General features: G+C 63.9%; 21 protein-coding genes. All 21 read left to right on the forward strand.

Annotated elements, in window-relative coordinates:
• Positions 1 to 86 precede the first annotated feature (86 nt).
• The 21 genes from loaP to uvrA all read left to right on the forward strand — a co-directional run bounded on the left by loaP (position 87) and on the right by uvrA (position 25,632).
• Positions 87 to 779 carry an antiterminator LoaP gene (gene loaP, locus AC6I6H_RS00690; RefSeq protein WP_497949450.1) on the forward strand — a complete coding sequence of 231 codons (693 nt, stop codon included), beginning with the start codon at positions 87 to 89 and terminating at the stop codon, positions 777 to 779.
• Positions 718 to 1,551, forward strand: a complete 834-nt coding sequence (locus AC6I6H_RS00695) for an electron transfer flavoprotein subunit beta/FixA family protein (protein WP_497949455.1) — start codon at positions 718 to 720, stop codon at positions 1,549 to 1,551. The genes loaP and AC6I6H_RS00695 overlap by 62 nt, the downstream gene beginning before the upstream one ends.
• Positions 1,517 to 2,554 carry an electron transfer flavoprotein subunit alpha/FixB family protein gene (locus AC6I6H_RS00700; RefSeq protein ID WP_497949458.1) on the forward strand — a complete coding sequence of 346 codons (1,038 nt, stop codon included), beginning with the start codon at positions 1,517 to 1,519 and terminating at the stop codon, positions 2,552 to 2,554. Before AC6I6H_RS00695 ends, AC6I6H_RS00700 begins: the two co-directional genes overlap by 35 nt.
• Positions 2,555 to 2,660: 106 nt before the next feature.
• A complete protein-coding gene (locus AC6I6H_RS00705) occupies positions 2,661 to 3,365 on the forward strand; it encodes a hypothetical protein (protein ID WP_497949460.1) in 705 nt (234 codons plus the stop codon).
• Positions 3,366 to 3,385: 20 nt separating this feature from the next.
• Positions 3,386 to 4,315 carry an MDR/zinc-dependent alcohol dehydrogenase-like family protein gene (locus tag AC6I6H_RS00710; protein WP_497949462.1) on the forward strand — a complete coding sequence of 310 codons (930 nt, stop codon included), beginning with the start codon at positions 3,386 to 3,388 and terminating at the stop codon, positions 4,313 to 4,315.
• A 28-nt stretch (positions 4,316 to 4,343) separates the two neighbouring features.
• Entirely contained in the window at positions 4,344 to 5,486 is a 1,143-nt protein-coding gene (locus AC6I6H_RS00715; RefSeq protein ID WP_497949465.1) for a DegT/DnrJ/EryC1/StrS family aminotransferase, read from the forward strand.
• The gene (locus AC6I6H_RS00720) at positions 5,483 to 6,979 is read left to right on the forward strand and encodes a class I adenylate-forming enzyme family protein (protein ID WP_497949469.1); all 1,497 of its coding nucleotides are present in this window, start codon (positions 5,483 to 5,485) and stop codon (positions 6,977 to 6,979) included. Before AC6I6H_RS00715 ends, AC6I6H_RS00720 begins: the two co-directional genes overlap by 4 nt.
• Positions 6,976 to 8,637: a B12-binding domain-containing radical SAM protein gene (locus tag AC6I6H_RS00725; RefSeq protein WP_497949474.1), complete on the forward strand. Its 1,662-nt coding sequence runs from the start codon at positions 6,976 to 6,978 to the stop codon at positions 8,635 to 8,637. The genes AC6I6H_RS00720 and AC6I6H_RS00725 overlap by 4 nt, the downstream gene beginning before the upstream one ends.
• A gap of 38 nt (positions 8,638 to 8,675) precedes the next feature.
• Positions 8,676 to 10,301, forward strand: a complete 1,626-nt coding sequence (locus tag AC6I6H_RS00730; RefSeq protein WP_497949480.1) for a B12-binding domain-containing radical SAM protein — start codon at positions 8,676 to 8,678, stop codon at positions 10,299 to 10,301.
• Between the two features lie 28 nt (positions 10,302 to 10,329).
• Positions 10,330 to 11,976, forward strand: a complete 1,647-nt coding sequence (locus AC6I6H_RS00735; RefSeq protein ID WP_497949484.1) for a B12-binding domain-containing radical SAM protein — start codon at positions 10,330 to 10,332, stop codon at positions 11,974 to 11,976.
• Between the two features lie 12 nt (positions 11,977 to 11,988).
• Entirely contained in the window at positions 11,989 to 13,488 is a 1,500-nt protein-coding gene (locus tag AC6I6H_RS00740; protein WP_497949489.1) for a class I adenylate-forming enzyme family protein, read from the forward strand.
• Positions 13,485 to 14,408 carry an NAD-dependent epimerase/dehydratase family protein gene (locus AC6I6H_RS00745; protein ID WP_497949492.1) on the forward strand — a complete coding sequence of 308 codons (924 nt, stop codon included), beginning with the start codon at positions 13,485 to 13,487 and terminating at the stop codon, positions 14,406 to 14,408. Before AC6I6H_RS00740 ends, AC6I6H_RS00745 begins: the two co-directional genes overlap by 4 nt.
• Positions 14,405 to 15,586, forward strand: a complete 1,182-nt coding sequence (locus AC6I6H_RS00750) for a glycosyltransferase (protein ID WP_497949497.1) — start codon at positions 14,405 to 14,407, stop codon at positions 15,584 to 15,586. Before AC6I6H_RS00745 ends, AC6I6H_RS00750 begins: the two co-directional genes overlap by 4 nt.
• A gap of 29 nt (positions 15,587 to 15,615) precedes the next feature.
• Complete coding sequence (locus AC6I6H_RS00755; protein WP_497949501.1) at positions 15,616 to 16,503, forward strand: FkbM family methyltransferase; 888 nt, start codon at positions 15,616 to 15,618, stop codon at positions 16,501 to 16,503.
• Between the two features lie 17 nt (positions 16,504 to 16,520).
• Entirely contained in the window at positions 16,521 to 17,585 is a 1,065-nt protein-coding gene (locus AC6I6H_RS00760; RefSeq protein WP_497949506.1) for a methyltransferase, read from the forward strand.
• Positions 17,563 to 18,741, forward strand: coding sequence for a U32 family peptidase (locus AC6I6H_RS00765; protein WP_497949510.1), 1,179 nt, complete (start codon positions 17,563 to 17,565; stop codon positions 18,739 to 18,741). The genes AC6I6H_RS00760 and AC6I6H_RS00765 overlap by 23 nt, the downstream gene beginning before the upstream one ends.
• Positions 18,742 to 18,765: 24 nt before the next feature.
• Positions 18,766 to 19,068: a hypothetical protein gene (locus AC6I6H_RS00770; RefSeq protein WP_497949514.1), complete on the forward strand. Its 303-nt coding sequence runs from the start codon at positions 18,766 to 18,768 to the stop codon at positions 19,066 to 19,068.
• Entirely contained in the window at positions 19,061 to 20,911 is a 1,851-nt protein-coding gene (locus AC6I6H_RS00775) for a hypothetical protein (protein ID WP_497949519.1), read from the forward strand. The genes AC6I6H_RS00770 and AC6I6H_RS00775 overlap by 8 nt, the downstream gene beginning before the upstream one ends.
• 21 nt (positions 20,912 to 20,932) lie before the next feature.
• Complete coding sequence (locus AC6I6H_RS00780; protein ID WP_497949524.1) at positions 20,933 to 21,220, forward strand: acyl carrier protein; 288 nt, start codon at positions 20,933 to 20,935, stop codon at positions 21,218 to 21,220.
• Positions 21,221 to 21,304: 84 nt separating this feature from the next.
• Positions 21,305 to 23,044, forward strand: a complete 1,740-nt coding sequence (locus AC6I6H_RS00785) for a hypothetical protein (protein ID WP_497949528.1) — start codon at positions 21,305 to 21,307, stop codon at positions 23,042 to 23,044.
• Positions 23,041 to 25,632 (forward strand): excinuclease ABC subunit UvrA, encoded by a 2,592-nt coding sequence (gene uvrA, locus AC6I6H_RS00790; protein ID WP_497949532.1) that lies wholly within the window; start codon positions 23,041 to 23,043, stop codon positions 25,630 to 25,632. The genes AC6I6H_RS00785 and uvrA overlap by 4 nt, the downstream gene beginning before the upstream one ends.
• Positions 25,633 to 25,640 lie beyond the last annotated feature (8 nt).

Raw genomic sequence — 25,640 nt, forward strand, 5'->3', positions numbered from 1 at the left:
GTATGCCCAAAAATAGGAACATTCATAGACTTCAGGAAAAGACAGCTGACAAGCTGTTTTTTTGTTTCCGAGGGGAGGAGGCTGCTATGAAGTGGTACGCCCTTTACGTCCGGACAGGCTGCGAGGAAGTCATCAAGGAGCTGATTTTGCGGAGAATGCCTGCGCCGGGAATGGAATGTCTGGTTCCGAAAAGAAGAGTTCCCGAACGAAAAAACGGTGTGGTGCGCACGGTGGAAAAGCTGCTTTTTCCCGGGTATGTGCTGATCAAAACCCGGATGAATGCAGCTCGGTACTACCAGCTCAAGCAGATCCCCGCCGTTTTTCAGGTTTTGCATCCCAGCCGCCAGTACTGCTCCACCTCTTACCGCGAACAGGAGGAATTGTACTACCAGGAAATCCCCGACGAAGAGATGGCGGTCCTGCTGCGGGTTTTGGATGAAAGTGGGGTTCTGGGCTACTCAAAGGTCTGCTGCCGCGAGGATGGGGTGGTCGTGGAGTCGGGGCCGCTGTTTAACCGGGAGGAATGGATCAAAAAAATCGATCTGCGCAAGCAGCGCGCCAAAATCTCGTTGGGGCTGCTCAACCGGGAAACGGTGGTGGAGGTTGGCATCGAAGTTACCGGAAGGAGGGAAATGAAAAAACGGCCCTGCCGGATTCAGTCGAAGCGGGCGGGGGCAGCCGTAAATTATTGCGTAAACGGGAAAGAGGAGGCGGGTTATGAGGATTGTGGCGTGTGTCAAGCAGGTGCCCGATATGCAGCGCTCCTGGGAGCCTTCTGACCCCGGCGCGGACCGGGGAAAGGCCGGGCTGATCAACAACCCCGCCGATCTCCACGCGGTGGAGGAAGCGCTCCGGATAAAGGAGTCGTTAGGCGGAACGGTTACCCTGTTGTCCATGGGCCCGCCCGCCTGCGCCAAAAACTTGCGGGAGCTCGCCGCCTTCGGGATTGACCGGGCGGTGCTGTTAACGGACAAGGCGTTTGCCGGTGCCGATACCCTGGCCACCTCCCGTACGTTGGCGGCGGCGGTCCGCAAGCTGGGCGGAGCCGATCTGTTTTTTACCGGCAAGCAGGCGATGGACGGTGATACCGCGCAGGTAGGCCCGGCTTTGGCCGAATTTTTGGCGCTGCCTCATCTGACGCAAGTGGTTGCGATAACGGAGGTGGACACCGCCAAACGGGAGCTGACGGTTCGCAAAACAACCGAGGAGGCGGAATTGACGCTTCGCCTACCATACCCGGCGCTGCTTGGCGTCACCCGGCCGATTAACGAGCCGCGCAAGCCCACGGTGGGCGGACGGGCGAATGCCCGTCTTTTTGCTGTCGAGGTCTGGTCGCTCGCGGACTTGCCGCTTTCGGAGGAGCAAGCAGGGATAAAGGGGTCAGCGACAGTCGTGCTCAAGACAAGCCGAATCCGGCCGCAAACCGTCTGCCGGACGGTGGAATACGGCAGGGAACCCGGCGGGCTCACGGAGCTGCTCGGGGAAATCCGCAGGATTGCAGGGAAGGAGGGCAAGCATGATGAGCGGCAACCGGCCGGAAGTTTTCCATAAGCGGACCGATAGCGTCCGGCCGGAGGAGGAGAGCATCCTCCTCTACGTGGAGGCGAGGGAAGGCCAGCTGCCCCCGGAGGCGCTGGAGCTGGCCGGCATCGGGAACAGCTTGAAGCAAAAGCATGGATGGCCGGTCCGAGCCGTTCTTTTGGGCGAAGGCTCGCGTTTGCCGGCCCAAGCGCTTGCGGCCTACGGGATGGATGAAATGCTTGTTGCGGACCGCCCCGGTTTGTTTTGCTGGCATGAGGATGTTTATGCCCGTCTGCTTGCCGAGATCGTGGCAGCTCATCGGCCTTCGGTTTTGCTCGGCATGGCGACGGTTCATGTCCGTTCGCTGTTCCCCCGGCTGGCGGCCCGGCTGGAAACCGGCCTCACGGCGGACTGCATCGGCATCGAGCTGGACCGCTCCGGCGGGCTGCTGGCTTCCCGGCCGGCCCTCAGCGGAAGCTGCATCGCCCGGATCGCAACCCCCTGGCACCGGCCGCAGATGGCGACGGTCCGGCCGGGCGTATTTGCCCCCGCCGTCCCGGCGTCCGGCCCTCCCGCCATCGTGACGGAATGGCCGGACGCCGCAGCTTCCGAGTCTTCCGTCTATCGGCTGGAAGCCCTGAAGCCGCTGCTCGGCGCCGCTGGCGGCGGCAGGATCGAAGAGGCGGAGATCGTCGTCACGGCCGGCATGGGCGTGGAATCCCGCGACCGGCTGGAGCTCGTCCGCGTGCTGGCGGACAAGCTTGGCGGCCAGCTTGGCGGCACCCGGCGTCTCGTCGAGGAAGGCTGGCTTGAGCCGGCGCGGCAAATCGGCTTGACGGGCAAAACCGTCGCCCCCAAGCTTCTCATCGCCTGCGGCGTGTCCGGCGCCATTCAGCATCAGGTCGGGTTCGGGAAAGCGGAGACGGTGGTGGCCATCAACCGCGATCCGGACGCCCCGATATTCGGAAGAGCGACGCACGGGATCATTGGCGATGTCGGGGAGGTCGTTCCCGAGCTTTTGCGAATGCTGTGAAGAAGCCGTTTACGGCTGTGGAAGCGAAGGAACGATTAACCGGAATAATCGAACTGGCGACATACGGCAAGGCACAGAATCATTCCTGGAGGAGGAAACGGATAAAATGGCGGATACGCAAGCGCTGCGCGAAAGCGCCCTGGATACCATTCATTCCATGATCGAGGAAAAGGTGATTCACCGGCTGGACCTGAACCGGTTTGCCGAAAACGGCGCGGAAGACGAGCTGGAGCCCGAATTCATCCGGCAGGAAACCGAGGCCTGGTACCGGGCCATGGGGATCGAGTATATCCTGGGCCGGCCGTTTCAGCTGAAGCTGCCGTATTTTACGAAAGAAGAGATGCGCGAAGCGAGGGACAAAGGCGAACTGATTCTTTGCGTGCCGCAAGGGTTAACCCGCAGGGAACTGGGCCGGCTGTTCCATCTGGACAGCTGGGCGCTCACCGACGAACTGGCCGGGAAAGCGACGGAGGCGGAGGATTTCTGGTTCAAAACCGCCAAAACTCCGGCACCGGAGCATCTGGACAAAAAAGGACAGGAAATCGAGCGCATCTACCAGCGGGACGGAAAGCTTGCCATGAGCCTGGAGCGCTATCTGGTGTTTGCCGCCCGGATGCGGCATCTGACCGGGGAGCTGCCCGACCGCCGGCACCGGACCTGGATCACGCTCGGCAAATACGACGGCAAAGGGATGCTGATCGCCGGGTTCGACAAGCAGAACCGTTTGTCCGTGCACGGCTGGCTGCCCCAGTTCCACTCGCCGTTCGCGGGCGGGCGGAGCGTCGAGATCCCGGATCATCTGTACCAGTAATCATGAGCGAATCCTACCCTATGCTGGAAAACATTCGATTGGTGCCCGGCGCCTCGGGAAAGCCCGAAGCCGCCGTGGCGCCTTTTTGCGCCGATCCCGGAGCGGACGGAATCCTGCTTCGCGTGGTGCATACGCTGACGGGCTTGGACAGGGAGCAAAGCCTGCTCCGGGAGCTGACCGAAAAAGGGCCGTTTGCGGACCTGAACGGCTATGCGAGCGTGGCGGTCGTGGAGCAAAAGGGCGCGGACTTTCCCGAGCCGGGCATCCGGCCGGGAGACGTGCTGCTGCTTCCGGCTCTTTATGAAAAATTCGTCCGGCTGTCGGCCGAAGCGGTTGCCCGCTGCCGCAAAAAACTGCTGGTGCCTCTTCCGCCCGGCCTGGATAAGGCGGACGCTTTGCTTTTTCCCCTGGTGACCGCCGCGCTGTGCGCGGTGCAGGAGCTGCAAGGGGAGGAGGCGGTTGTGCTGCACGGCTGCGGCTTGCTGGGGGTAACGCTGCTGCGTTTGCTGGACCGGGAAGCAAAGGAGATCGCCGTGTGCGCGCCAGGTCCGGTTCCCGCCGCTTTCCTGCGGGAGTGGGGAGCAAGCCGCGTGGTCCGGCGGCTGGAGGAACTTGACGGATTCGGGGACGCGGCGGTGATCCGGCTTGCGTCTTCTTCGGTGGAAGCAGCCGGTTCCCTTGAATCGGAGAGTCAGGCGGCGGAGGTGCCGGAGGACGCGGACGATTCCTTGTTTCCGGCGCTGGATTTGACCGGCGCGGACTGGCTGGCGGTTGAGCCTTGGAAGCAGTACGACGTTCGGGCGGATGCTTTGGCCCTGTTGGCGGAGGAAGGCCCGGCGCTGCGCGAGCGGCTGATCGCGGTTCATGTGCACGCGGAAACGGTCGAGGCCGTTTTGGCCGCACACGGCCGGAACGCTTATAAGGGAAAAGCGGTTGTGTTCGATTGGTGATTCGATTGATAAGGAAAGGGGAGCGGAGATGAACATTGCGCCTTTGAAAATCCGGTTTGGGGACGACGAACGGGCGGAAATCCTGAAGCGAATCGAAGAAAGCCTCCTGATGGGCGAACTCAGCCAGGGCCGCCGAGTGCAGGAGCTGGAGGAGCGCTTCGCCGCCTATACCGGCGTGCGCCACGCCATTGCGGTCAACTCGGGCACAAGCGCCATCGAGATCGCCATGCGTTATTTGAACGCGGCGGGCGGGGAAGTGCTGGTGCCGACGAACACCTTTCTGGCGACGGCTTCGGCCGTTTTATTCGCCGGAGGCACCGTCAGGCTGACGGATACCGATCCGGCAACGCTGTCCGTCAGCCTGGAGGAATTGAAGAAACGCCGGACGGAGCGGACCACCGGCGTGATTGTAGTCCATATCGGCGGCATCATTACGCCGGAAATCGAAGCGATCCGGCGCTGGTGCGACGAGAACGGCCTGTGGCTGTTCGAGGACGCCGCTCATGCGCACGGAAGTACATACGGCGGCCGGGCCGCAGGCAGCTTCGGGACGGCGGGCAGCTATTCCTTCTTCGCCACGAAGGTCATGACGTGCGGCGAAGGGGGCATGATCGTGACCGACGACGACGCCCTGGCCGCCGAAGCGCGCCTGATCCGCAATCACGGCAAACCTCAGCCCTGGGTGACCCTGAGCACCACGCTCGGTTCAAACTGGCGGATGAATGACATCGTGGCGGCCATCGCCTTGACCCAACTGGAGCGGCTGGACGCGGCGATTGACCGGCGGAACGAAATCGCCCGGCTGTACAACGCCTGCCTGAAAGAAGCGATGCCGGAGCTGACGCTGATTCTTCCAGAGGGAAAAGGAAACGGGTACAAATACACCGTTTTGCTGCCGGAAGGCGTGGACCGGGAGCCGCTGAAAATGCGGATGAAGGAGAAAGGAATCGGCCTGCAGGGCGAAGTGTACGCCATTCCGCTGCACCGGCAGCCGGTAGCCGAGCAGCTCGGCTTTGCCGGCGCGTTCCCGCAGGCGGACCGGGTTTGCGCCCGGCAGGTCTGCCTGCCCATCTATCCCGGTCTTTCCGATGAGGAGGTCCGGTATGCGGCGGAGAACCTTGTGCAGGAAATCCGGGACAGCCTGGCTTGCGCCGGGGAGGTTCTGGCATGAGCACGCAGACGGGCGAGCGCTATACCGTTTTTTTTCAACGCGCCCTCGAACGCTTTGCGGACCGGCCGGCGCTTCGCATCGGGGACCACGCGCTGACTTACTGCGCTTTGGCGGCCCGCATCGGAGAGTGGAAGGCGCATCTACAAGCAGTCGGGGTGAAGCCGGGGGAGCGGTTTTTGCTGGTGACGGATCACCGCATCGACTTTATCGCCGTCTGGCTGTGTCTATGGGAGCTTGAGGCGGTACCCGTTCCGCTGGAGCCGACGGTAAGCGCCGGCGAGCTGGCCCGGGCGCTGGAAACCGCCAAAGCCCGCTGGCTGCTCAGCGAGAAGCCGGCGCACCGCGAGGCGCTGCCGGCCGGCCCTGCGCCGGCGGATACCCTGCGGGCGGGCTGGCTGCTGGCCCGGCTTGACCCGCAGAACGATGAGGGCGCCGCTCCGGACAGCGCCTTTTTTACTTACACCTCCGGGACAACCGGGCTTCCGAAATGCGTCATGTACGAGCACCCGGCGGTGGCTGCGACGATCGATTCCCTGCTGGAGGCGTACCGCCTGACCGAGCGGGATGTGGTGTTTACCCCGCTCACTCCGTCGCTCCCCGCGACACTGTTTACCGCCGTGCTGCCTGCGCTGGCCGCCGGCGCCTGCCTGGAGCAGACGGAAAAGCCGCTGCCCGGCCAAGTGCTGAAGCGGATTTCCTCGGGGGAGGTCACGGTGTTCTTTGCCGTTCCGTATTTTTACAACCTGCTGCTTGACGCCATGCGGGTGCGGCCGGACGCGGACTGGAGCGGGGTGCGGCTGTGCCTTTCCACCTCGGCGTACCTGACGAAAAAGACTTTCGTGGCCTTTTACGAAGCGGCCGGACGGGCCATCCATTCCATGCTCTGCACCTCGGAGGCGATGTACTGCACCTTTCCGTCCGGCGACGATCCGGTCAAATTGTGCGATTCGGTAGGGCGTCCGCAAAAAGGCGTTTTGATTCGCATCGTCGATCGGGACGGCCATGAGGCCGGTCCGGGGGAAGAGGGCATGATTCTTATCTCGGGCACCCACATGTCGAGCGGGTATTTCCAGCGGCCCGACCTGCAGGAGCAGGTGTTCCGGGACGGCTGGGTGCGGAGCGGCGATCTGGGGTATCTGGACGCCGAAGGAAAGCTGACCATTACCGGCCGGCTGTCGGAAACGATCAACGTCGGCGGGTATCTCGTCAACCCGCAGGAAGTGGAGGAAGCGCTGCTGGAGCATCCGGACGTGGCGGAAGCGCTCGTCTTCGGCGAAGCGGAGCCCGCCATCGGCGAAACGGTTGCGGCCCGCGTGGTGATGAAGCCGGGAACGGCTTTTTCCGCCGAAAGCCTGATCGCCCATTGCAAAAGCAAGCTGTATCATTACAAAATTCCGAGCCGTATCGAGCCGGTCGCGGAGCTCCCCAAAAAGCGCTACGGGAAGGTGCGCCGGATGAACCGCGCGGAAGAACAGGCGGCCGGCGCCGAATGACCCCGGCAGACGGCCGGGAAAGGGGGGCCCGCATGTCCGTCGTGCTGCTGGAATGGCGGCCGGTGAAATCGCTGCACAAGTGGAATTCGGTCGGCCTGGAGTACCTGGCGGCCGCCCTGCGGCAATCCGGACGCGAAGCAAAGGTTTTTGTCTTCGAGGCGGAGCCGTTCGACGCGGTCGTAGCGGCCGTTGCGGCGGAGCGTCCGACGCTGGTCGGCATGCCGGTGTTCACGGAAACCTGCGAGGAAGCGTTCCAAATCCTCGAGGGAATCCGGGAAGCGCTGCCCGGCGTCCATGTCGCGACAGGCGGGCACACCGCCACGCTGTACGCAGCCAGGCTGATGGCCACCCGTCCGGTGCTGGACAGCATTATTTGCGGAGAGGGAGAGGAAGGCATCGTCGAGCTGTGCGAATGCCTGGAGTCGGGCTGGCCGCTGGATCGGGTAAACGGAATCTACTTCCGCCGGGAAGGCCATGTGTTCCGGACCCCGCGCCGGCCGCAGAAGGATAACCTGGATGCCCTGCCGTTTCCCGTGCTCGATACCGTCCAGGCCAAAGCCTCCGGCGGCGGAGACGCCGTTTTTGTGTCGGTGTCCACCTCGCGCGGCTGCTTGGGCAACTGCGATTTTTGTGTCGAGCACCGGGTGACGAAGGGCGAGGGCGGCTACCAGTGGAAGGGACGTTCGGCCCAAAGCGTGATCGAGGAGCTGAAGCGGCTGGTCGGCGCGTTTCCGGACCGGCGGCTCGTGGTTCATTTTGTCGACGGGGCGATGGAGGACCCGTACCCCAGCGACAAGCGGCGGTTAAAGGAGCTGGCGGACGGCCTGGAGCAGGAAAAGCTGCCGCTCGCTTTTTCCTTTTTGACGCGCGCGGAATCGTGGACCGAACGGGATGGGGAGCTGATCGAACGGCTGCGCCGGGCGGGGCTTTTCAGCGTGTCCGTCGGATTGGAAAGCGGGTCGGCCGGCAGCCTGCGGGCCTTCAACAAACGGGCGACGGTCGAGGACAACCTGCGGGTCAAACGGCTTTTTGCCGAGCGGGGCGTTCAGGTGTACGGGTTCCTCATTCTGTTTCAGCCCTATGTGACGCTGGAGGAGCTGCGCCAGACCGCGGATTTTCTGCTTGCGACCGGAAACGCCCACCGCCCGGAGGTATGGTCGCACGCCGTTTATGTGTATCCCGATACGCGGCTGTTCCGCCGGATCGCCGCCGACGGGCTGCTGACCGGAACGGACCGGACGGGCTTTCAATACGAATACGCTTATGAGGACGGACGGGTGGGCGAGCTGTACCGGTATCTGCGCAAGGTGGAAGAACTGGAATCGGCCGGAGCCTTTTACCGGATGCATGACAAAATACTGCTGGAGCTTGGCCTGTTCGGGGTTTGGGAGACGAGGCACGCCGGGCTGGCGGAGGCCCGGGAGGAAATGGACCGGCACCGGACCGTGTTCGAAGAAACGCTGGCGCGTGCGGGCAAGGAGCAGCACGCGCTTTTTCTCCGCCTCCTGGACGCCGCGGAGCGGGGGGAGCTGGCCGGGACCGGCGAGGCCGCGGTCCGCGAATGGGACCGGCTGCTCGACGACTGCCGCCGGACCCTGGATGCGGAATGGATGCGCCGGACGGTGCGTCTGGCACGAAGCCGCATCCGGCTTTTATAGCCCGCCGGATCGGCAAGAAAGGGGGAGAAGAGCAACGCATGAAACCGTTGCGGATAGTGCTGCTGGAATGGCGTTTCGTCAAGCGGTTCGAAACGTATTCCCTCGGCTTGAATTACATCGAAGCGGCATTGAAAAACGCCGGCTTTGCCGTCGATACGCTGCTCTTTGAAGGCACGCCGGAGGAAGAGCTTTGCGAAACGGTGCTCCGGCTCGAGCCCGATGTGGTCGGGATCAAGTTTTACAGCGAAACCGCGGAGACGGTTTTCCGGATCGCCCGGCTGCTCAAGCGGCGGAGGCCGGAGCTGACCCTGATCACCGGCGGGCATACCGCCACCTTGTATTCCTCCTCGGTGCTGCTGGACGAACCGGCGCTTGATGTTGTCGTCCGGGGGGAGGGAGAAGCGACCTTTGTGGATTTGTGCGGCCGCCTCTCCCGGGGAGAAGGGCTGGAGGATTGCCCGGGCATCGTGTACCGGAAAGGCAGCCATGTATTCAAAAACCCGCCCCGGAATCTGATCGAGGACCTCGATGCGCTGGCTCTGCCGGATGCGGAGGTATTCGGGCGTCCGGGCGACGGAGCGACGTTTCTGTCCTACTCGATTTCCACCTCCCGGGGGTGTACGGGGAACTGCGTATTCTGCGTCACCAACCGGGTGTTCAACGATTCCGGCAAGCGGCGCTGGCGGGGCATGTCCCCGGACAAAATCGTCCGCGAGCTGGAGGAGGTGGCCCGGCGGTTTCCGGACAAGCGGCTGAACGTCAAGTTTGTCGACAGCACCTTCGAGGACCCCGACCCGGTCGGCAAAAAACGGGTGCACCGGCTGATGGACCTGCTGGAGCAATCGGGCCTCCGTCTGGCCTTCTCGTTTTTCACCCGTGCGGAATCCTGGAGCGGAAAGGACGCGGAGCTGATCGCCCGCATGCGGAGGCTTGGGCTGTACAAAGTGTCCGTCGGCTATGACGAAAGCCGGATTCCCTACCCGGCCGAGGAATTCAGCCGGATGGCGGTGCGCGAGCAGCACCGGCAGGTGAGCGGCCTGTTCCGGCGGCAGGGCGTCATTCCGATGAATTATCTCATTTTGTTTCACCCGTTCATTACCATCGAGCAGCTTCGGGACATGGCGGATTTCATCAACCACACCGGAGACGCGCATTTCCCCGACGCCTGGACGCACGAAGCGATCGTTTATCCCGATACGCGGCTGTTTTACAAGGGGGTCGAGGAAGGGCTGCTGCTCGGCAGGGATGAAACGGGCTACGGCTTCCGCTGTGCGTACAAGGACGACCGGGTAAACGGGGTGTACGAAACGATGCAGGCGATCAAAAGCCGGCCGGAATACGATGCCGTCCGGTTCGCCCTGAGCAAGGTCGAAGCGGATTTCGAGCTTTATCAAGCCTGGCGGGGGCGGCTGGAGGAATACGACCGCATTGCAGATGAGATGGAGGAGTATCGGCAGGAAATCGGCCGCTGCTACGCGGGGCTTGGAGACCGCCAGACCGAGCTGTTTCTGGAGCTGCTGGACAGCGGCGGCGCGGCTGCCCGCGCGCGCGTAGAGGAAGGCTGGCGGGAGCTTTACGCTTCGGCCGCGCCACGGCTGGAGCGGGAATGGATGAAACACGTCGTCAGGACCGGACGCAAAAAGGTCCGTTTTCAATCCGTATGATTCTACAGGAGAGAAGGGTTGGATCAACGTGAGCGAAGTATGCCATCCGTCGGAATACCGGATCGTCTTGTTTGAATGGAGATTTAACCAGAGCATGTACAAATACACTCTTGCCCTTCATTACCTGACGGCTTCCTTGCGGGAAGCGGGCTTTACCGTCTTCGATCTTTTGTTTGAAAAAGAGACCGTGGAGCAGGCCATCGAAAAGATCATGGACCTGCGGCCGAACATGATCGGCATCCATTACTACCGGGAGATCGAAAAGGAGACCTTTGCCTTCGCCCGCCTTGTCAAAGAGCGGGACCCGTCGATTCAGATGGTGCTCGGCGGGCATACCGCCACCCTGTATGGCGCTTCCCTGCTGACCAAATGCGAGGACCTTGATTTCGTCGTATACGGAGAAGGCGAAGCCACGATCGTCGACCTGTGCCAAAGGCTGCTGGAGGGACGGGAAACCGACGACTGCAAAGGGCTCTTTTTCCGCAAAAACGGCAATGTGATGAAGACGCCGGAGCGCCCGCTGCTGCACGATCTGGACCGGCTGCCTTTTCCCGCCCTGGACGTGCTTCAAGAGAACAACCGGCTGGCCAAAAGCGTGTTTGCGGCCATTTCCACCTCGCGCGGCTGTCTGGGCAAATGCGGCTTCTGCGTGACCAACCGGGTGTTCAAATACCCGGACGCCAAAGGCTGGCGGGGCCGTTCGCCGGAAAGCGTGGTCGAAGAGCTGCTGTACCTTCAGGACAGCTTCAGGGACAAGCGGCTCGTATACCGGATCATCGACGGCTCGTTTGAAGACCCGGACCCGGTGGAGAAGACGCGGATGAAGGAGATCATCAGCCTTTACGAGCAGCACAACATCCGCATCCCGTTTACGATCCTGACCCGGGCCGAGTCCTGGTCCGAGGCCGACGAGCCGCTGATTCACCGGCTGAAGAACGTCGGCATGTACGAGGTGGCGATCGGCTTCGAGGCCAGCACGCCGGAGTCGCTGAATGTGTTCAACAAACGGGCGACGATGGAGGACAACTTCCGCGTATACAACCTGTTCCGCCGGAACAACGTGCAGGTGTTCGGCTTCCTGATCATGTTCCATCCTTACACCACGCTGGAGGAGCTGCGCTCGAACTGCGACTTTTTGCTGGAGATGGACATGGGGTACCAGCCGCAGGCCTGGTGGTCGGAGCTTTACCTGTGGCCCGATTCGCGCATGCTTCCCCGGCTGGTGGCGGACGGCCTGTTCCTCGGCACCGAGCCGCAGGGCTACCAATGCCTGTACGCCTTCGAGGACGGGCGGGTGGACAAGCTGCATAAAGCGCTTCACCGTATCCGCGACAACCGCAGCAACCTCGACTACCGGGAAAGCATCGAAAAGATGCGGATGGAAACCGTGCTGTACGACATCTGGAAGCATGACCATCCGGAGATGCGGACGATCGAGGACGACATGGAGGAGTACCGTACGTTTTATTTGAACGAGCGGAAAAAGATGGGCGAAAAGCAGTACGAGATTTTTGTGGCGCTGATCGAAGCGGTAGAGCGTCCGGATTTCGAGGAAACAAAGGAAGCGCTTCTGACCGAATGGGGGGAGCTGCTGGAATACGAGCACCGGTATATCGAACGGGAGTGGGTGCGCTTCCGGATGAGACTGGGGCGCAAAAAAGTCATTCTGATTTAAGGGGGGCGGCTTATGCAAACGGCTTCGCTTGTGGAGCGGCTCCGGGAAAGCTTCCGGCTCCACGCCGCACGAACGGCGATTGATTACGAAGGCGTGCGGCTTACGTATTCCATGCTTGGGGAGCAGGCCGGCGGTTTGGCCCGGCAGCTCCGGGAAGCGGGCGTCGTTCCCGCCTGCCGGGTGCTGCTGGCGCTGGTCCGCCCGGTGGATTTTATCGCCGCCTGGCTGGCGGCGTGGGAGCTTGGAGCGGTGCCCATCCCGCTCGGCCCTTCTGCAGGTGCGGAGGAAATCGGCCGGGCTTCGCGGTCGGGCGCATGCTCTTATATTCTGGCCGACGATAGCACGGAGCTGCGAGGGCTTGAAGCCGCGGCGTCCGTTCCGCTCGGCGGCTGCGTGCTGTACCGGCTGCCCGAACCGTGCATGACGGAGCCGCAAGAGGTAAAGGCTGCGGCGGCCGGGGAGCCGGCGCTGTTCTTCTATACCTCGGGCACGACCGGCCTGCCCAAATGCGTCGGCTTCGGACATCCGGCCATTGCGGACAACATCCTGTCCGTCGCCGAGGCGGCCGGGCTCGGCCCCGAAGATGTGCTGCTGACGCCGCTTGCGCCCAGCCTGCCGGCCGCGCTGACCACCGCCGTACTGCCCGCGCTCGCCTGCGGGGCGGAGCTGGTGCTCGCGGCACAGCCGATTCCGGGCAAGCTGCTGCGGAAGCTCGAACAGGCCGGCGTCACGGTATTTTTTGCCGTGCCCTATCTGTACGAGCTTCTGTGCGAAGCCTCCGAGCTGCGCGGCCGGGAGGTTTGGCGGAGCGTTCGGCTCTGTCTGACCAGCTCGGCGTTCCTGGAGCCCGAGCTGTTTGACCGGTTCCTCGCCGCATCCGGCCTGCCGGTCCGCTCGATCTACTGCTCCTCCGAAGGAGGGGCGATCACGTATAACGGCAGCGACCGTCCGGAGCTGATCCGCGAGTCCGTCGGACAGCCGCTGCGCGGGGTCCGGCTGGAGCTTCGCGACGCCGAAGGCCGCCCGGCCGGGCCGGGAGCGGCCGGGGAAATCTGGGTCGGCGGCACCCACCTGGCCGGCGGCTATTTCCGTCAGCCGGAGCTGACGGCCGAGGCGTTCCGGAACGGCTGGGTCCGCACCGGCGACCTGGGGCGGCTCGACGCGGACGGCTTCCTGTTTCTGGAGGGCCGGCTGGCGGATACGATCAACGTCAGCGGCCATCTGGTCAACCCGCGCGAGGTGGAGGCCGTGCTGCGCCGGCATGCGGAGGTTGCGGACGCCGTCGCGTACGCCCGCCGGGACCCGATGCTCGGCGAAACGGTGGCGGCCCGGGTAGTGCTCCGTCCCGGCTGCGACCAGGCGGAGGTCCTCGCCGCGCTGCGGGAGCTGTGCCAGCGGGAGCTTCCCGCCCCGAAGCGCCCGCGCCGGCTGGAAGCGGCCGACGAACTGCCGGTCAGCCGCTACGGCAAGAAGGTTCGCGTCTTCCGCGAACCGGCGGAGGAGCCGGTATGATTCTGGTGACTGGTTGCACCGGGTACATCGGCAGCCGGCTGGTGCGCCGCCTGCTGGCGCGGGGCGAAGCGGTGCGCGGGCTCGTGCTGCCGGAGGAAGCCGGCCGGGCGGAGACGCTTGCGGAAGCGGGCATGGAGACGGTATTCGGCGATTTGTGCCGGGCGGAGACGCTTGCGGGCCTCGCGGACGGCGTAGAGACGGTGTATCACCTGGCGGGCGGCCATTCCTCCGTCCGCCGGATGACGGAGCTGTACGTAGGCGGGACGCGAAACCTGATGACCGTTTTCGCCCGCCGCCCTTCGGTTTTGTTTGTCATCGCCGGCAACGGAGCCGTCTATGGGCATGACGGCGGGCAGGTGCTGACGGAGGAAAGCGCGCTTGCGCCGGAGCACCCGTTCGGCCGGATCAGCCTGGAGATGGAGAAGGCCGCCGGGCGCGGCGCTTCGATTCTTCTGCGGATCGGCGACGTGTACGGCGAGGGGGAACGGAATCCCGTTCTCCGGCTGTCGGCGCGGCGGTTTTCGGTGCTGGGCAACGGGCTGGCGTACAGCTCGTTTATCCGCATTGAGGACCTGCTGACGGTTTTGGAGGCCGCCCCGACCCGGCTTGTTCCCGGCGAGAGCTATAACGTGTGCGACGACCTTCCGGTTCTGCAAAAGGATTATTACCGCGAGCTTTGCCGGCATTACGGAGCCGGGGAGCCGCAATGGATCGATCCGGCGTCCGCCGAGGAGCGGCTTTGGCTGGGCATCCACGGGCTGAGAAGCCTGTCGCTGCGCATGAGCAACGCCAAGGTCATCCGCGCGGCGGACATCCGGCTGGCGTTTCCGACCTTCCGCGAAGGCCTCGGCCTGACGGACGGCGAGCCGGAGGACAGGCAGGAAATCGCGGTTGCCAGCAGGAGGCGGTTGGGAAGATGAGCGCAAGACCGAAAATTTTGCTATTGCCGAGCCCGTCCAGCGCCGGCTCCGTCGGATCGGTCACCAAAACGATTGGCATCGGGCGGGAACTGGTTCGCCGGGGCTGCGAGGTCCGGTTCGCCATGGGCGGAAAGCTCGCGGACCTGATCGAGCGGAGCGGCTTTCGCGTATACCGCCATGCCGACCCGGTCCCGGCCAAGACGACCGCGCCGATCCGCGGCGTCCCGGATGTCGTGGAGTGGACGGGAATGGCCGATCCGGCCTTCGTCCGCGCCTGCGTCGATGCGGAGCTGGCGGCCATCCGCGACTTCCGGCCGGACGCGGCGTTTGCGGAGACGCGTCCGACCGCGTCGGTCTCGCTGCCGGCGGCCGGCGTGCCGTCCGTCATGATTTGCAGCTGGCCGGGGCATCCCGCATATGGCCCGAACCTGGCTTGCCCGCCGCAGGTGGCGGAGGCTTACAACCGGATGCTGCGCGAGCACGGGCAGCCGGAAACGGAAAACGTCACCGAGCTTCTGTACATGCGGGCGGACCGCAAGGTGGCGCCGACGCTGCCCGAGCTGGAGCCGGAAATGGCCGGGGTTCCCGGCGTCCGTTTTGTCGGATACAGCCTCGACTTGGAGGGCGGCAGTCCCGGCGGCTGGTACGACGAGTGGGAAAAGCTGCCGCAGGTTTTTATCTATTTGAGTGTCGGAGCGCTTTCGCCGTCCCTGTACATCGAAACGGTCCGAGAGACGTTCCGGGACTTGCCGCTGCGCGTTCTGTGCGCCTGCGGGTTTCACTACGCGCTCGAAGACCTTCCACGGGACAACCCGCGCATCCGCTTCGAGCGGTATGTGCCGGCGAACGCGGTGATGAAGGACACCAGCCTGGTGGTGTTTCATGGCGGCCAGGATACGATGCTGAGCGCGCTTCTGCACGGCCTGCCGAGCGTGACGGTGCCCGGCCGGCATTTCGAGCGCGGCTACAACGCCGAACGGCTGGCCGCGCTCGGCGCTTCCATCAACCTGCCGGTGCAGGCGTTCCGGCCGAACCGTCTGCGCGCGGTGGTCGAGGAAGCGCTCCGGGGGCCGTACCGCGCCGAAAGCGCAAAGCTGGCGGCAAAGCTGGCCGCTTGCGGCGGGACCGGCCAATGCGCCGACATTTTGCTGGAGCTGGCGGGCGCGCCCGCGGTTTGATTCCATTCAAGGATGAAATGAGGGATTTCATGGTACAGGTACAATGCGCGGAGGTCCGGCTGCCGAACGGCATGGACATCTATTACCTCCAGAACACGCGGGGCGAGTGGGAGGTGCCCGCTTCCTACACGCACGTGGAAGAGTATTTCCGGCACGGCATCCGGGTCGGTCCGGGCGATACGGTGCTGGACGTCGGGGCCAACATCGGCATGTTCGCGCTGTCTGTTTTCGAGCGCTGCGCGGGCGCGGTCCGTTTGGTTGCCTTTGAGCCGATTCCGGCCATTTACGAGGTGCTGCAGCGCAACCTGGAGCGCTGGAGCGCAGCCGGGACGCCCTCCGAAGAGCGGCGGGACATGAGGGCGCTTCGCATCGGCCTCTCCGACCGGGAGGGAGAATGGAGCTTTACCTATTATCCGAACGCGCCGGGTCTGTCCACGCATTACCCCGTCCATATGCAGGAGGGGCTGGAGCAGATGCTCCGGCATGTGGAGGAAAACCCGGACGGCCTGCCGGAGTTTTTCGCCCGGGACGGGCAGCCCCCCGCGGGCGAAGGCAAGGAGGCCGGACGCATCAACCGGATGCGGGCGATCCTGGGGCTCAAAACGGTTTTTGTGGAAGAGGAGGTCAACTGCCCGGTACGTCCGCTTTCCGATGTGATCGAGGAGCTGGGACTGGAAGCCATCGATCTTCTGAAGGTGGATGTCAACGGAAGCGAGCTGGACGTATTTGCCGGCATCCGGGACGGGCATTGGCCCATGATCCGGCAGGTGGTGCTGGAGGTGCCGCACGGCGGAGACAAGCTCGGCGAGGTGAAGCGCCTGCTGTCGGCGCGCGGCTTTGCGTCCATCCAGGTGGAGGAGCAGCCCGCGGTTGTGAAGGGGCTGTCCTATTTTATCGTTTATGCCGGAAGGGCCTGAGGAAAGGAGTGGCGCACGTGGAGCGGATAAAGGAGGCGCCGGCGGGAGCGCTGGGCTTTGCCGACTGCCTGAAGCTGGTCGGCAGCTACAAAATATCCGTCATGTTCAATACGGCCCTGGAGCTGGACCTGTTCGCCCGGATCGGGAGCGGCACGGTTTCTGCGGCGGAGACGGCGGAGAAGCTTGGCTTCGGGCCGGCCAAAACGGAGCTTCTGCTCGATTTTCTTGCGGCGCACGGCCTTCTTGAGAAGCGCGGTGAAGGTTATGCCAACCGGCCCGGAGCCGAACGGTTTCTTTTCCGGGATTCCCGTTACAGCATTCATGCCATCGCCCGGTTCGAGCGTTATCTCAAAGACTCCGTGACGCTTGAGGAAAATCTTCTGGGCCGGCTGCTCGACAAGCGGGAAGGCGCGCCGGAGACGGCGTTCGAGGAAGCTTTTTTCGAGCCATATGTCGGAGCGATGGATCAGGTCGGGGTTTTGAACGCGGTGAGCATTGTCCGCGCCGCCAAGCTGCGGGAAGGGACGCGGCTTCTGGATCTGGGCGGAGGGCCGGGCACGATTCCGGCGGCGGTCCGGCGGATGAACCCGGGCGTCGAGGTGACGCTTTTCGAGCTGCCGGAGGTGGCCGCCAAAGCGGAACGCTATCTGGCCGAAGAAGGGCTGTGCGAAGGCATCGCGATTCAAAAAGGCAATTTCCTGCACGATCCGATCGGCTCCGGTTTTGACTACATTTTGCTGTCGAACGTGCTGCATTTTCTGTCCGACCGGGAAGCGGTGGAGCTGCTGGTCAAAGCGCGCGCTGCGCTCGCGGAGGACGGCGAGGTGCTGATTCACGATTTCGTGCTGGACGAGGACCGCACGGGACCAGCTCTGCCCCTGCTGTTTACGGTCGATTGGCTGGTGTACGGCAGCTCGTTCCACAAATCGTTCGCCGATCTCGAAAGGCTGCTGGCCGAAGCGGGATTTCCGGCGGCGGAGCGGGTTCCGATCCCGCATTTGCCCACCAGTTTAATCCGCGCCAAAACGGCCGCAAGCAAGGAAAAGGAGGCGCCACGCCATGAAGCTGTCCATCGCGTATAACGGCGATCTAACGCTCATCGACCGGCTCGGCGAAATCGAATCGGTCGCCCATTTGTACGGATCGACGACCAAACAGACGACGGGCGGGGGGCGAAGCTCTTTTTTGCTCGCTTCCATCGACCGGGATAACATTCGCGCCGCTGTGCGGAAAGCCCATTCGTACGAAATGGAGTTCAACTATGTCATGAACAGCTCCTGCATGGGCAACAAGGAATTTACCGCCGCCATGCACCGGGAAATCGTCGAGCAGCTGGATTTCATCGCCGACAGCGGAGCCGATTGGGTGACGATCGCGAGCCCCTATCTGGTGGAGGTCTGCCGCAAGCGGCACCCGGAGCTGAAAATCAGCCTGTCGAGCTTTGCGTTTGTGGAGAGCGTTCAGCGCGCCAAGTATTACGAAAGCCTGGGAGTCCGCGAGATAACGGTCCGCGAGAACATCAACCGGAATTTCGGGCTTCTGGAGGAAATTCAGCGCAGCGTCAGCTGCGGCATCCAGGTGCTGTCCAATCAGTCCTGTCTGTATCAGTGCCCCTACCAGTTTTACCATGACAATGTTGCGAGCCACGGGTCGCAATGCGACGACCATTCCTCGGACGGCTTTCTCGATTACTGCGTGCTGAAATGCACGACGCACCGGTTCACCGACCCGGCCGAGCTGGTGCGGACGGGCTGGATCCGCCCCGAGGACACGGCCGATTACGAGGCGATCGGAATCGACAAATTCAAGCTGTCCGACCGGAGCAAATCGACGGATTGGCTGGTCCGCGCCGCACGGGCGTACCATGAAAGGCGCTACGACGGCAATTTGGCGGAGCTCCTTAACCTCTTTCTCGTGAGCGACCGGGTCCGCCAATCGGGGACGGCTGCCGCTCCGCCGGACGGCGCGGAGCTCGGCGCGATGCGCAAGCTGGTGCGGGCGTTTGCCAAGCTTGACGTGCACATCGACAACCGAGCGCTCGACGGGTTCGTGCAGTTTTTTAAAACCGTCGACTGCCGGACGCTTTCCTGCGACAGCTGCGGATACTGCCAAGAGGCGGCGCGGAAAGCGGTCCGCTACCCGGACGAAGCGCTTGTCCGGAAAGCGCTGGACGAAATCGACGGCCTGCTGGAGGAAATGATGAACCGCGACCGTTCCTTGAGCGGTACGCAAGCCTAAGCCCAAAGTGCGGGGGGAAGCCGGATGGCGATGGAAACCTTGGAGCAAGTCAGGGAGCGGGTGCGGGAGCTTCTCGCCGAGCAGCTGCACGGGGATAAGCCGGCCTGGGACCGGCCGCTCGACCTCAGCTCCATTCAGATTTTGCAGGTCCTGTCGAAGGTGGAATTGGCCTTTCAGGTCGAGGTGGAGGACCGGTACGTTTTTCGCGGCTTGTTCGAACGGGCCGATACGCTGGCCGCTTACATCGGGCACAAGCTCGGCATGGCCAGTTTTCCGGCGGCCCTTGAAGCGGCAAGCGCCGCGGCGGGCGGAGACGCCCATGGATAAGGCGGCGGCGGAACGCCGGATCGGAATGCTGGCGGAGCGCTTGGCCGGAGCCCTTGCGGCGGGCGACCGGGAAGCCTTTATGCAGGCATTCGACCTCGATCTGGTCAACGACTATTACATGAAACGATGGTTTGGCGGCTACGCGGAGCAGAGCGCCCGGCCGGAAAGCTGCGAAAGCGCCGTCAGCGGCTGTGAAAAGGTGGCGTTCGGCCTCTGGACCGGCCGCATCACGCTGCGGCTGGATTACCGGGCCCACGTCCTCGAAACCGCTCATCTGGACTGCCGCATCCGGATGGAGGAAGGGTCCGGAGACGGGGAAAGCGGCAATGTGGAAGAGCCGCTTATCGTCGACCTGAAGCTTGCGCTGGAGCAGCCGGAATGGCCGGATCTGCCTGCCGCGCTCCCCGATCCCGCCCGTGAGGAGCGGGTGCTGGACGAAGCCGGCCGTACGCTTCGGGCGGAGGCGGGGGACGAAGCGCCCGGACGCCTCTGGGCGTTCGGGGAGCTGGCGGAGCTGGCCCGGAGGACGAAGGAGCCGCTGGCCGCCGGTTTCTACGCGCGGGCCGTTACCCGTTCCGTCCGCTTTCGCACCACGCACCCGGAGATCGACTGCGCCGTTCTGCTCGGCGACCTCATGTCGCTCCGGGCGGCCCGGCTGCTCGCGGCGCTCCGGACGGACGACCCCGCCTTGCTGGCCCGGCGAATCAACGCATTCGGGCTGCGGCGGCTGGACTGGAAAACCTACGACGACCTGCGCAGCAAAGACCGCAACTATTTTCCCGCCCGCGAGCTTTCGCTTTCTCCGATGCTCGGCATCGACGATACGCTCGCCTTGATGGAGCGCCACGGCAAAGCGAAGGTAACCTGCTGCGAAATATCATCCTTTTATGCCGCCCTGCTGCGTCTGGGCGGACTGGCGGCGGAGGATGTCTACATCGCCGTTCAGCCGTTTCATTACCTGGCGTTGTTCCGTCTCGAAAAAGGCTGCTACGCGGTCAGCTACAACGACGTGATGCCGATGGGCCCGAAGCGGCTTTACGGAGACACGGACGTAACGCGCGTTGTCTCGGACGGGTATTACTGGGACCGGGCCGCCGGGTCCAATATGCCGGACGTGACAAAGGAAAGCGCACGCCGGTTTTTCCGGGAGGGAACGCCCGCCTTCCGGCTGCCCGAAGGGGAGGGTGGGACTCCGCTGCACCCGGAGGATGGAGAAGATCCGTGCCTGATGACGGGGACGGAGAATCCGGAACGGTTGTCCCGTGCCATACGAAAGCGTATTTTCACTCTGAGCGCCCGTCATCCGGCTTCTTCCTATACGTGGGCGAAATATTCGCACCAGACGCTTCTGGTCGCGCAACCGCAAGCCTATGCCATCGCTTCGCTCCGGGCCGAGGTGTGCATGGCCTTCGCCGGCCGTTTCGCGTCCCCGGAGGAGCTGCTGGCCTGGATGCGGAGCCAGCTCGCGGAGCCTTCCATCTTTGCGGAGCCGGACCGGATCATGACGGCGGACCAGACGCTGCGCCATCTTCGGGGAGGAAGCAAGGACCGGGCGCTGCTGGTCTATACGCTCGCCCTGCTGGCGGGCTGGTGCGAATCGGGCGGCGTCGTTTTGACCGAAGGGGGCAGCTATGCCGTGCTGCAGGCAAAAGGGAGCCATCCGGCGATTGTGGACGCGGGGGCGCTGGTCCGGACGGACAGCCTGCGGGGCCGGGCGGTGCTGGCCTTCGACCGCGACCGCAGCTGGCGCGCCGGTGACGAGCCGCCGGCCGAATGGGAATGGGCGGAGCGGGTCATCGGCCCGGCAGGCGCCGGACTCAAGCCGGTCCGGCAAGCGGAATAAACCAGGAAGGAGGAACCCGAAATGAACCTGAACCGAAGGGAAGAAATCAAGGAGGCGCTCCGGGGCATTTTCAGCGAGGTGCTGGAAACCCCCATCGAGCCCGATGCGTTTACGGAGGAACCGGGCATGCTGGCGCGGCTTGGCATTGACTCCCTGATCGCCCTGCAGATCATCGTCCGCATGGAGCGCACATTTCAGATCGCCATTGAAGACGACGAATTTGCCATCGAGGTGCTGGACAACATCGGCAAGGCGGTGGATTACATCTCCTGCGCCGAGCAGTCCGGCGGTTTGACCGTAACCGGTTGAGCCATAAGCACGGTCCCGCAGCGGGGCGGCCGGAAGGCGCTCCACGGGACGGGAAACCGGAATACGCGCAAAGGAGGATGGCGCATGGAGGCGGCGGAGCGGTTCGTCGCACGGCTGCGGGCTGTTATGAGCGGGGGATCCTCCCGCGAATGGACGGAGCTGTTCGACACGGAGGACACGATCGCCCTGGAGGCGATGAAAATCTGGTACGAAGCCGTCCTGATCCGGGCGAAGCCTCGCCGCATCGGACTGGAGCCGGTGCGGACCGAGCGGCTTTCGGCCCGGACGCTGGAGGTGGAATGCCGGCTGGAGCTGGAATACGAAGCGTTTGATCCGGTCCGGGAGGTTCATGTGTACACGCTGGAAAAAGCCGGCGATGCGGCGGACGCAGACTGGCGGCTGACCTGGCTGGAAAAGAAGAAAACGCCGCTGCCGGAGAAACGCTCCGGCGGCGTCCCGTTCGGGTTCGGGCGGCGTTCCTATCCGGCGGACGCGCGGTGGTGGGAGGATGAAGCCTTCATCCGGGAGCAGTCGGACGACCCGCTGCTTCCCGCGTTTTACGCGCGGGCGGTTACGCGCAACGTCCGGTTCCGGGAAGCTCATCCGGCGCTGGAGTGCGCCGGGGTATTGGCGGAAATGCTCTCCTGGCAGACCTTGGGACACGCCGCTTCAATTGCCAGCGGCGATCGCCCGGATCGGCTGCATCGGCTTTACAACGCGGCGCACGACCGGATTTTCGTTCGACTGGTTCGTCCGGACCGGGACAATTCATGGGTTAGTAAATACTTGGCACCATGGTATAATATGGATGAGCTGGCGAGCCTGAGCAGCTACGGCGATACCGTGACGGGCAACTGCACGTCCGTGATGACGTTTTTTCACGCCCTGCTGCGGCTTTCGGGGTGGGGAGCGGAGGAGCTGTTTCAGGTTCGGCATCAAAACCAGGATATGCTGCTGATTCAGGCGGACGGCTGCGTGTACGGACTCGACTCGGACAAGCTGCGCCCGTTGGGCCGGCGGACGCTCTTTCCCGCGGCGGAGGCCGGCAAGGTCTTCACGGACCGCTGGTACTGGACGGCCAAGGCGGGGACGAACCTGTCGCGCTCCGACGGGGGGAAGCTGGACAGCCTTTTTGAAAGGCTTCCGCTGCCGTTTTCGCTGCCCAGCCTCGCTTTGGGCGAGCGGGCGGAGGAGGAAGCCGAAGCCGGCGAATGGCTGCCCCCGGGCATCATTGATTTCGGACGCATGCGGGAAAGCCACCGGGCGCTTAAACGCCTGGCGCTGCGCGAGAGCGCGCGCCGGCCCGGCTCCCCGTTTACGTGGGCCAAATATGCCCTCCAGACGCTTTACGCCGGCAAACCGGAGGCCTACGCCGTCTGGTCGCTGCAGAGCCCGCAGATGAAAACCGCCGCGGAGACCTGGCAAACGGCCGAGGAGCTGGTGCGGCATGCGACCCGGAACGGGCCGGAGCCGGTATTCCCCGAGCCCGACCGGATTATGACCGCCGACCAGGCGATCCGGCACGGCCGAAGCGACGCCAAGTCGCGGGCGCTGCTGCTCTCGACCTGGCTGGAGCTGAAGGGCGCCCGGGGCGCCCATGCGCTCCTGACCGACGAAGGGAGCTACAGCGTCTGCCGGTCGGACCGTTCCTGGAGCTTCCGGGACGCGGAAACCGGACGGCCGGTGGAATCGCCCTCCGGCACGCCGGTGCTCGCCATCGGCAGTTGGGGCAGCTGCCGCGCCTACGCCGCCGGACCGGACGCCGAGAAAGCCTACTTCGCCTGGCTGCAGCCTGAATCCATTGCGAAAGGGGACCATGCGTGAACAATTCCATCCTCATCAAGGGAGCAAGGGAAAACAACCTGAAGAACATTTCGCTGGAAATACCGAAAAACAAGCTGATTGTCCTGACCGGCCTTTCCGGCTCGGGGAAATCGACGCTCGCCTTCGACACGCTGCAAAAGGAGTGCCAGCGCCAATACATGGAGTCGATGGGCATGGTGACGGATTTCATCAGCAAACCCAAAGTCGACTCCATCGTCGGGCTTTCCCCGTCGATCAGCGTCGACCAGCGGCTGTCGAACCGCAGCCCGCGGTCCACCGTCGGCACCGTGACCGAGGTGTTTACATACCTGCGGATTTTGTTCGCCAAAGCGGGCGCGCGCATCTGTACCCGCTGCGGCAAACGGATCGAACCGAACTTCGAGGATACCGGCGACGAGCATTGGGACGCGGACGGCGACGCGGGCGGCGCGTTTCCGGCGGAAGGAGAAGCGGACCTTGCGGAGAGCGGGGAAGGCTTCGGCGGAACGGTGCTCTGCCCTCACTGCTTGGCGGCGCTTCCCGAGCTGACCATGACCCATTTTTCCTTCAACAAGCCGGAAGGGGCCTGTCCGTCCTGCACCGGTCTCGGCGTCATCAACAGCGCCAACCTGCCGCTGCTGATCGACGAAACCCGGAGCATTGTGGACGGGGCGGTCAAGGGCTGGGACATCCATTACATCAAGCGGAACTCCCAGGCGCTCAAAGCGGCGGCAAAGCACTTCGGCTTCACCTTCGACCCGGAACTGCCTGTACGCGAGCTCGACCCGGTGCAGCGGGATCTACTGCTGTACGGGGTGTTCAGCCCGCAAATCCGGCGCCGCTTCCCCGGCATCGTGCCGCCGGAAACGGCGTCGACGGGCCGCTTCGAGGGGGTTGTCACCAACGTGCTGCGCCGGTATGCGGAGCGGGCGCACGACGCGGAGTACCGCGAGAAAATGGAAAACGTGCTCATTCAGCGGACCTGCCCCGATTGCGGCGGCACCCGGCTGAAGGAGGAAAGCCGCAAGGTGACGGTCGCGGACGCCAACATCATCGAGCTTTCGCAGCTTTCGCTTCAGGATTTGGCGGACTGGATCGACCGGCTGCCGGCTTCCATCTCGGAAGAGGGCATGAAGATCACCAAGCCGATTCTCGCCGATATTTCCGAGCGGGTGCGGCGGCTCATTGATGTCGGAGTCGGCTACCTGACCATGGAGCGCGCCGCCCCGAGCCTGTCCGCCGGCGAATCGCAGCGGCTTCGGCTCGCTTCGCTGCTCGGCTCCGGTCTGACCGGCGTCCTCTATGTGCTGGACGAGCCGACCACCGGCCTTCACGCCCGCGACACGGGCCGGCTGATCCACGTGCTGCGGCAGCTCCGCGACCTTGGCAACACCGTGCTCGTCATCGAGCACGACCTGGAGATGATGAAAGCAGCCGATTACATCATCGACATCGGCCCGGGCGCGGGCAAGAACGGCGGCACGGTGGTGGCCGCGGGAACGCCGGAGGAGGTGGGCGCATGCCGGGACTCGGTGACGGGCCGGCACATCGCGGGGCTGGAGAGCATCCGCGTTCCGTCGGGGCGCCGTCCGCTCGGCGCCAAAGCGCTGGAAATCTCCGGCGCGCGCGAGCACAACCTGAAAAACATCAGCGTCCGGCTGCCGCTCGGCGGGCTCGTGTCCGTTACCGGGGTGTCCGGCTCGGGGAAATCGACCCTGATGTTCGATATTGTGGACAAGGCCGCGCGCCAGCGGTTTTACGGCTCTTCGGAGCTGCCGGGCAGCCACGACCGGATCAAGGGCTGGGAAGAGGTCGGCAAGATCATCACCATCGACCAGACGCCCATCGGGCGTACGCCCCGTTCCAACGCGGCGACCTATACCGATGTGCTGACGCCCATCCGCAACCTGTTTGCGGAGCTGGCCAAGACGGAGGGCAAGGGCCTTCAGCCCAAGCATTTTTCGTTCAACGTCGCGGCGGGCCGCTGCGAGCGGTGCCAAGGTGCGGGCGTATTGACGGTCAACATGCATTTTCTCCCGGACGTTCAGGTCACTTGTCCCGTGTGCAAAGGCAAACGCTTCAAGCGCGAGGTGCTGGACGTCCGGTTTCACGGGTATCATATCTCGGATGTGCTGAACATGACGATCCGCGACGCCCGCGAGCTGTTTCGCGACGTCCGCACGGTCGGCGACCGGCTCGCGCTGATGGAAGAGGTCGGCCTCGGCTATTTGCAGCTGGGCCAGCCGGCGACCACGCTGTCCGGCGGCGAAGCGCAGCGCATCAAGCTGGCCAAAGAGCTTGGCAAACGCGGCAAGGGCCATACGCTGTATTTGCTGGACGAACCGACGTCCGGCCTGCATCCGCACGACGTGCTGAAGCTCATTTCTCTCATCAACCGGCTGGTCGACGCCGGCAATTCGGTTATGGTCGTCGAGCACAACCTCGACGTCATCTGCATGTCCGACTGGATCATTGATTTTGGCCCCGAGGGCGGGCATGACGGCGGTCGCGTGATTGCGGAAGGCACCCCGGAGGACGTCGCGGCAAACCCGGTTTCTCTGACCGGACAGTTTATCCGCGAATCGCTGCGGGCTCTGCCGGTCCGATAGATTATAGT

This window comes from Gorillibacterium sp. sgz306347, from assembly GCF_059735245.1.

Bases quoted from the DNA above. Each gene is read 5' to 3' on its own strand.
- AC6I6H_RS00765 (WP_497949510.1), top strand. From the start codon at position 17,563: ATGAAGCTGTCCATCGCGTATAACGGCGATCTAACGCTCATCGACCGG.
- AC6I6H_RS00710 (WP_497949462.1), top strand. From the start codon at position 3,386: ATGCTGGAAAACATTCGATTGGTGCCCGGCGCCTCGGGAAAGCCCGAA.
- AC6I6H_RS00775 (WP_497949519.1), top strand. From the start codon at position 19,061: ATGGATAAGGCGGCGGCGGAACGCCGGATCGGAATGCTGGCGGAGCGC.
- AC6I6H_RS00730 (WP_497949480.1), top strand. From the start codon at position 8,676: ATGAAACCGTTGCGGATAGTGCTGCTGGAATGGCGTTTCGTCAAGCGG.
- AC6I6H_RS00745 (WP_497949492.1), top strand. From the start codon at position 13,485: ATGATTCTGGTGACTGGTTGCACCGGGTACATCGGCAGCCGGCTGGTG.
- loaP (WP_497949450.1), top strand. From the start codon at position 87: ATGAAGTGGTACGCCCTTTACGTCCGGACAGGCTGCGAGGAAGTCATC.
- AC6I6H_RS00755 (WP_497949501.1), top strand. From the start codon at position 15,616: ATGGTACAGGTACAATGCGCGGAGGTCCGGCTGCCGAACGGCATGGAC.
- AC6I6H_RS00715 (WP_497949465.1), top strand. From the start codon at position 4,344: ATGAACATTGCGCCTTTGAAAATCCGGTTTGGGGACGACGAACGGGCG.
- AC6I6H_RS00705 (WP_497949460.1), top strand. From the start codon at position 2,661: ATGGCGGATACGCAAGCGCTGCGCGAAAGCGCCCTGGATACCATTCAT.
- AC6I6H_RS00780 (WP_497949524.1), top strand. From the start codon at position 20,933: ATGAACCTGAACCGAAGGGAAGAAATCAAGGAGGCGCTCCGGGGCATT.
- AC6I6H_RS00720 (WP_497949469.1), top strand. From the start codon at position 5,483: ATGAGCACGCAGACGGGCGAGCGCTATACCGTTTTTTTTCAACGCGCC.
- AC6I6H_RS00700 (WP_497949458.1), top strand. From the start codon at position 1,517: ATGATGAGCGGCAACCGGCCGGAAGTTTTCCATAAGCGGACCGATAGC.
- AC6I6H_RS00750 (WP_497949497.1), top strand. From the start codon at position 14,405: ATGAGCGCAAGACCGAAAATTTTGCTATTGCCGAGCCCGTCCAGCGCC.
- AC6I6H_RS00725 (WP_497949474.1), top strand. From the start codon at position 6,976: ATGACCCCGGCAGACGGCCGGGAAAGGGGGGCCCGCATGTCCGTCGTG.
- AC6I6H_RS00770 (WP_497949514.1), top strand. From the start codon at position 18,766: ATGGCGATGGAAACCTTGGAGCAAGTCAGGGAGCGGGTGCGGGAGCTT.
- AC6I6H_RS00740 (WP_497949489.1), top strand. From the start codon at position 11,989: ATGCAAACGGCTTCGCTTGTGGAGCGGCTCCGGGAAAGCTTCCGGCTC.
- AC6I6H_RS00785 (WP_497949528.1), top strand. From the start codon at position 21,305: ATGGAGGCGGCGGAGCGGTTCGTCGCACGGCTGCGGGCTGTTATGAGC.
- AC6I6H_RS00695 (WP_497949455.1), top strand. From the start codon at position 718: ATGAGGATTGTGGCGTGTGTCAAGCAGGTGCCCGATATGCAGCGCTCC.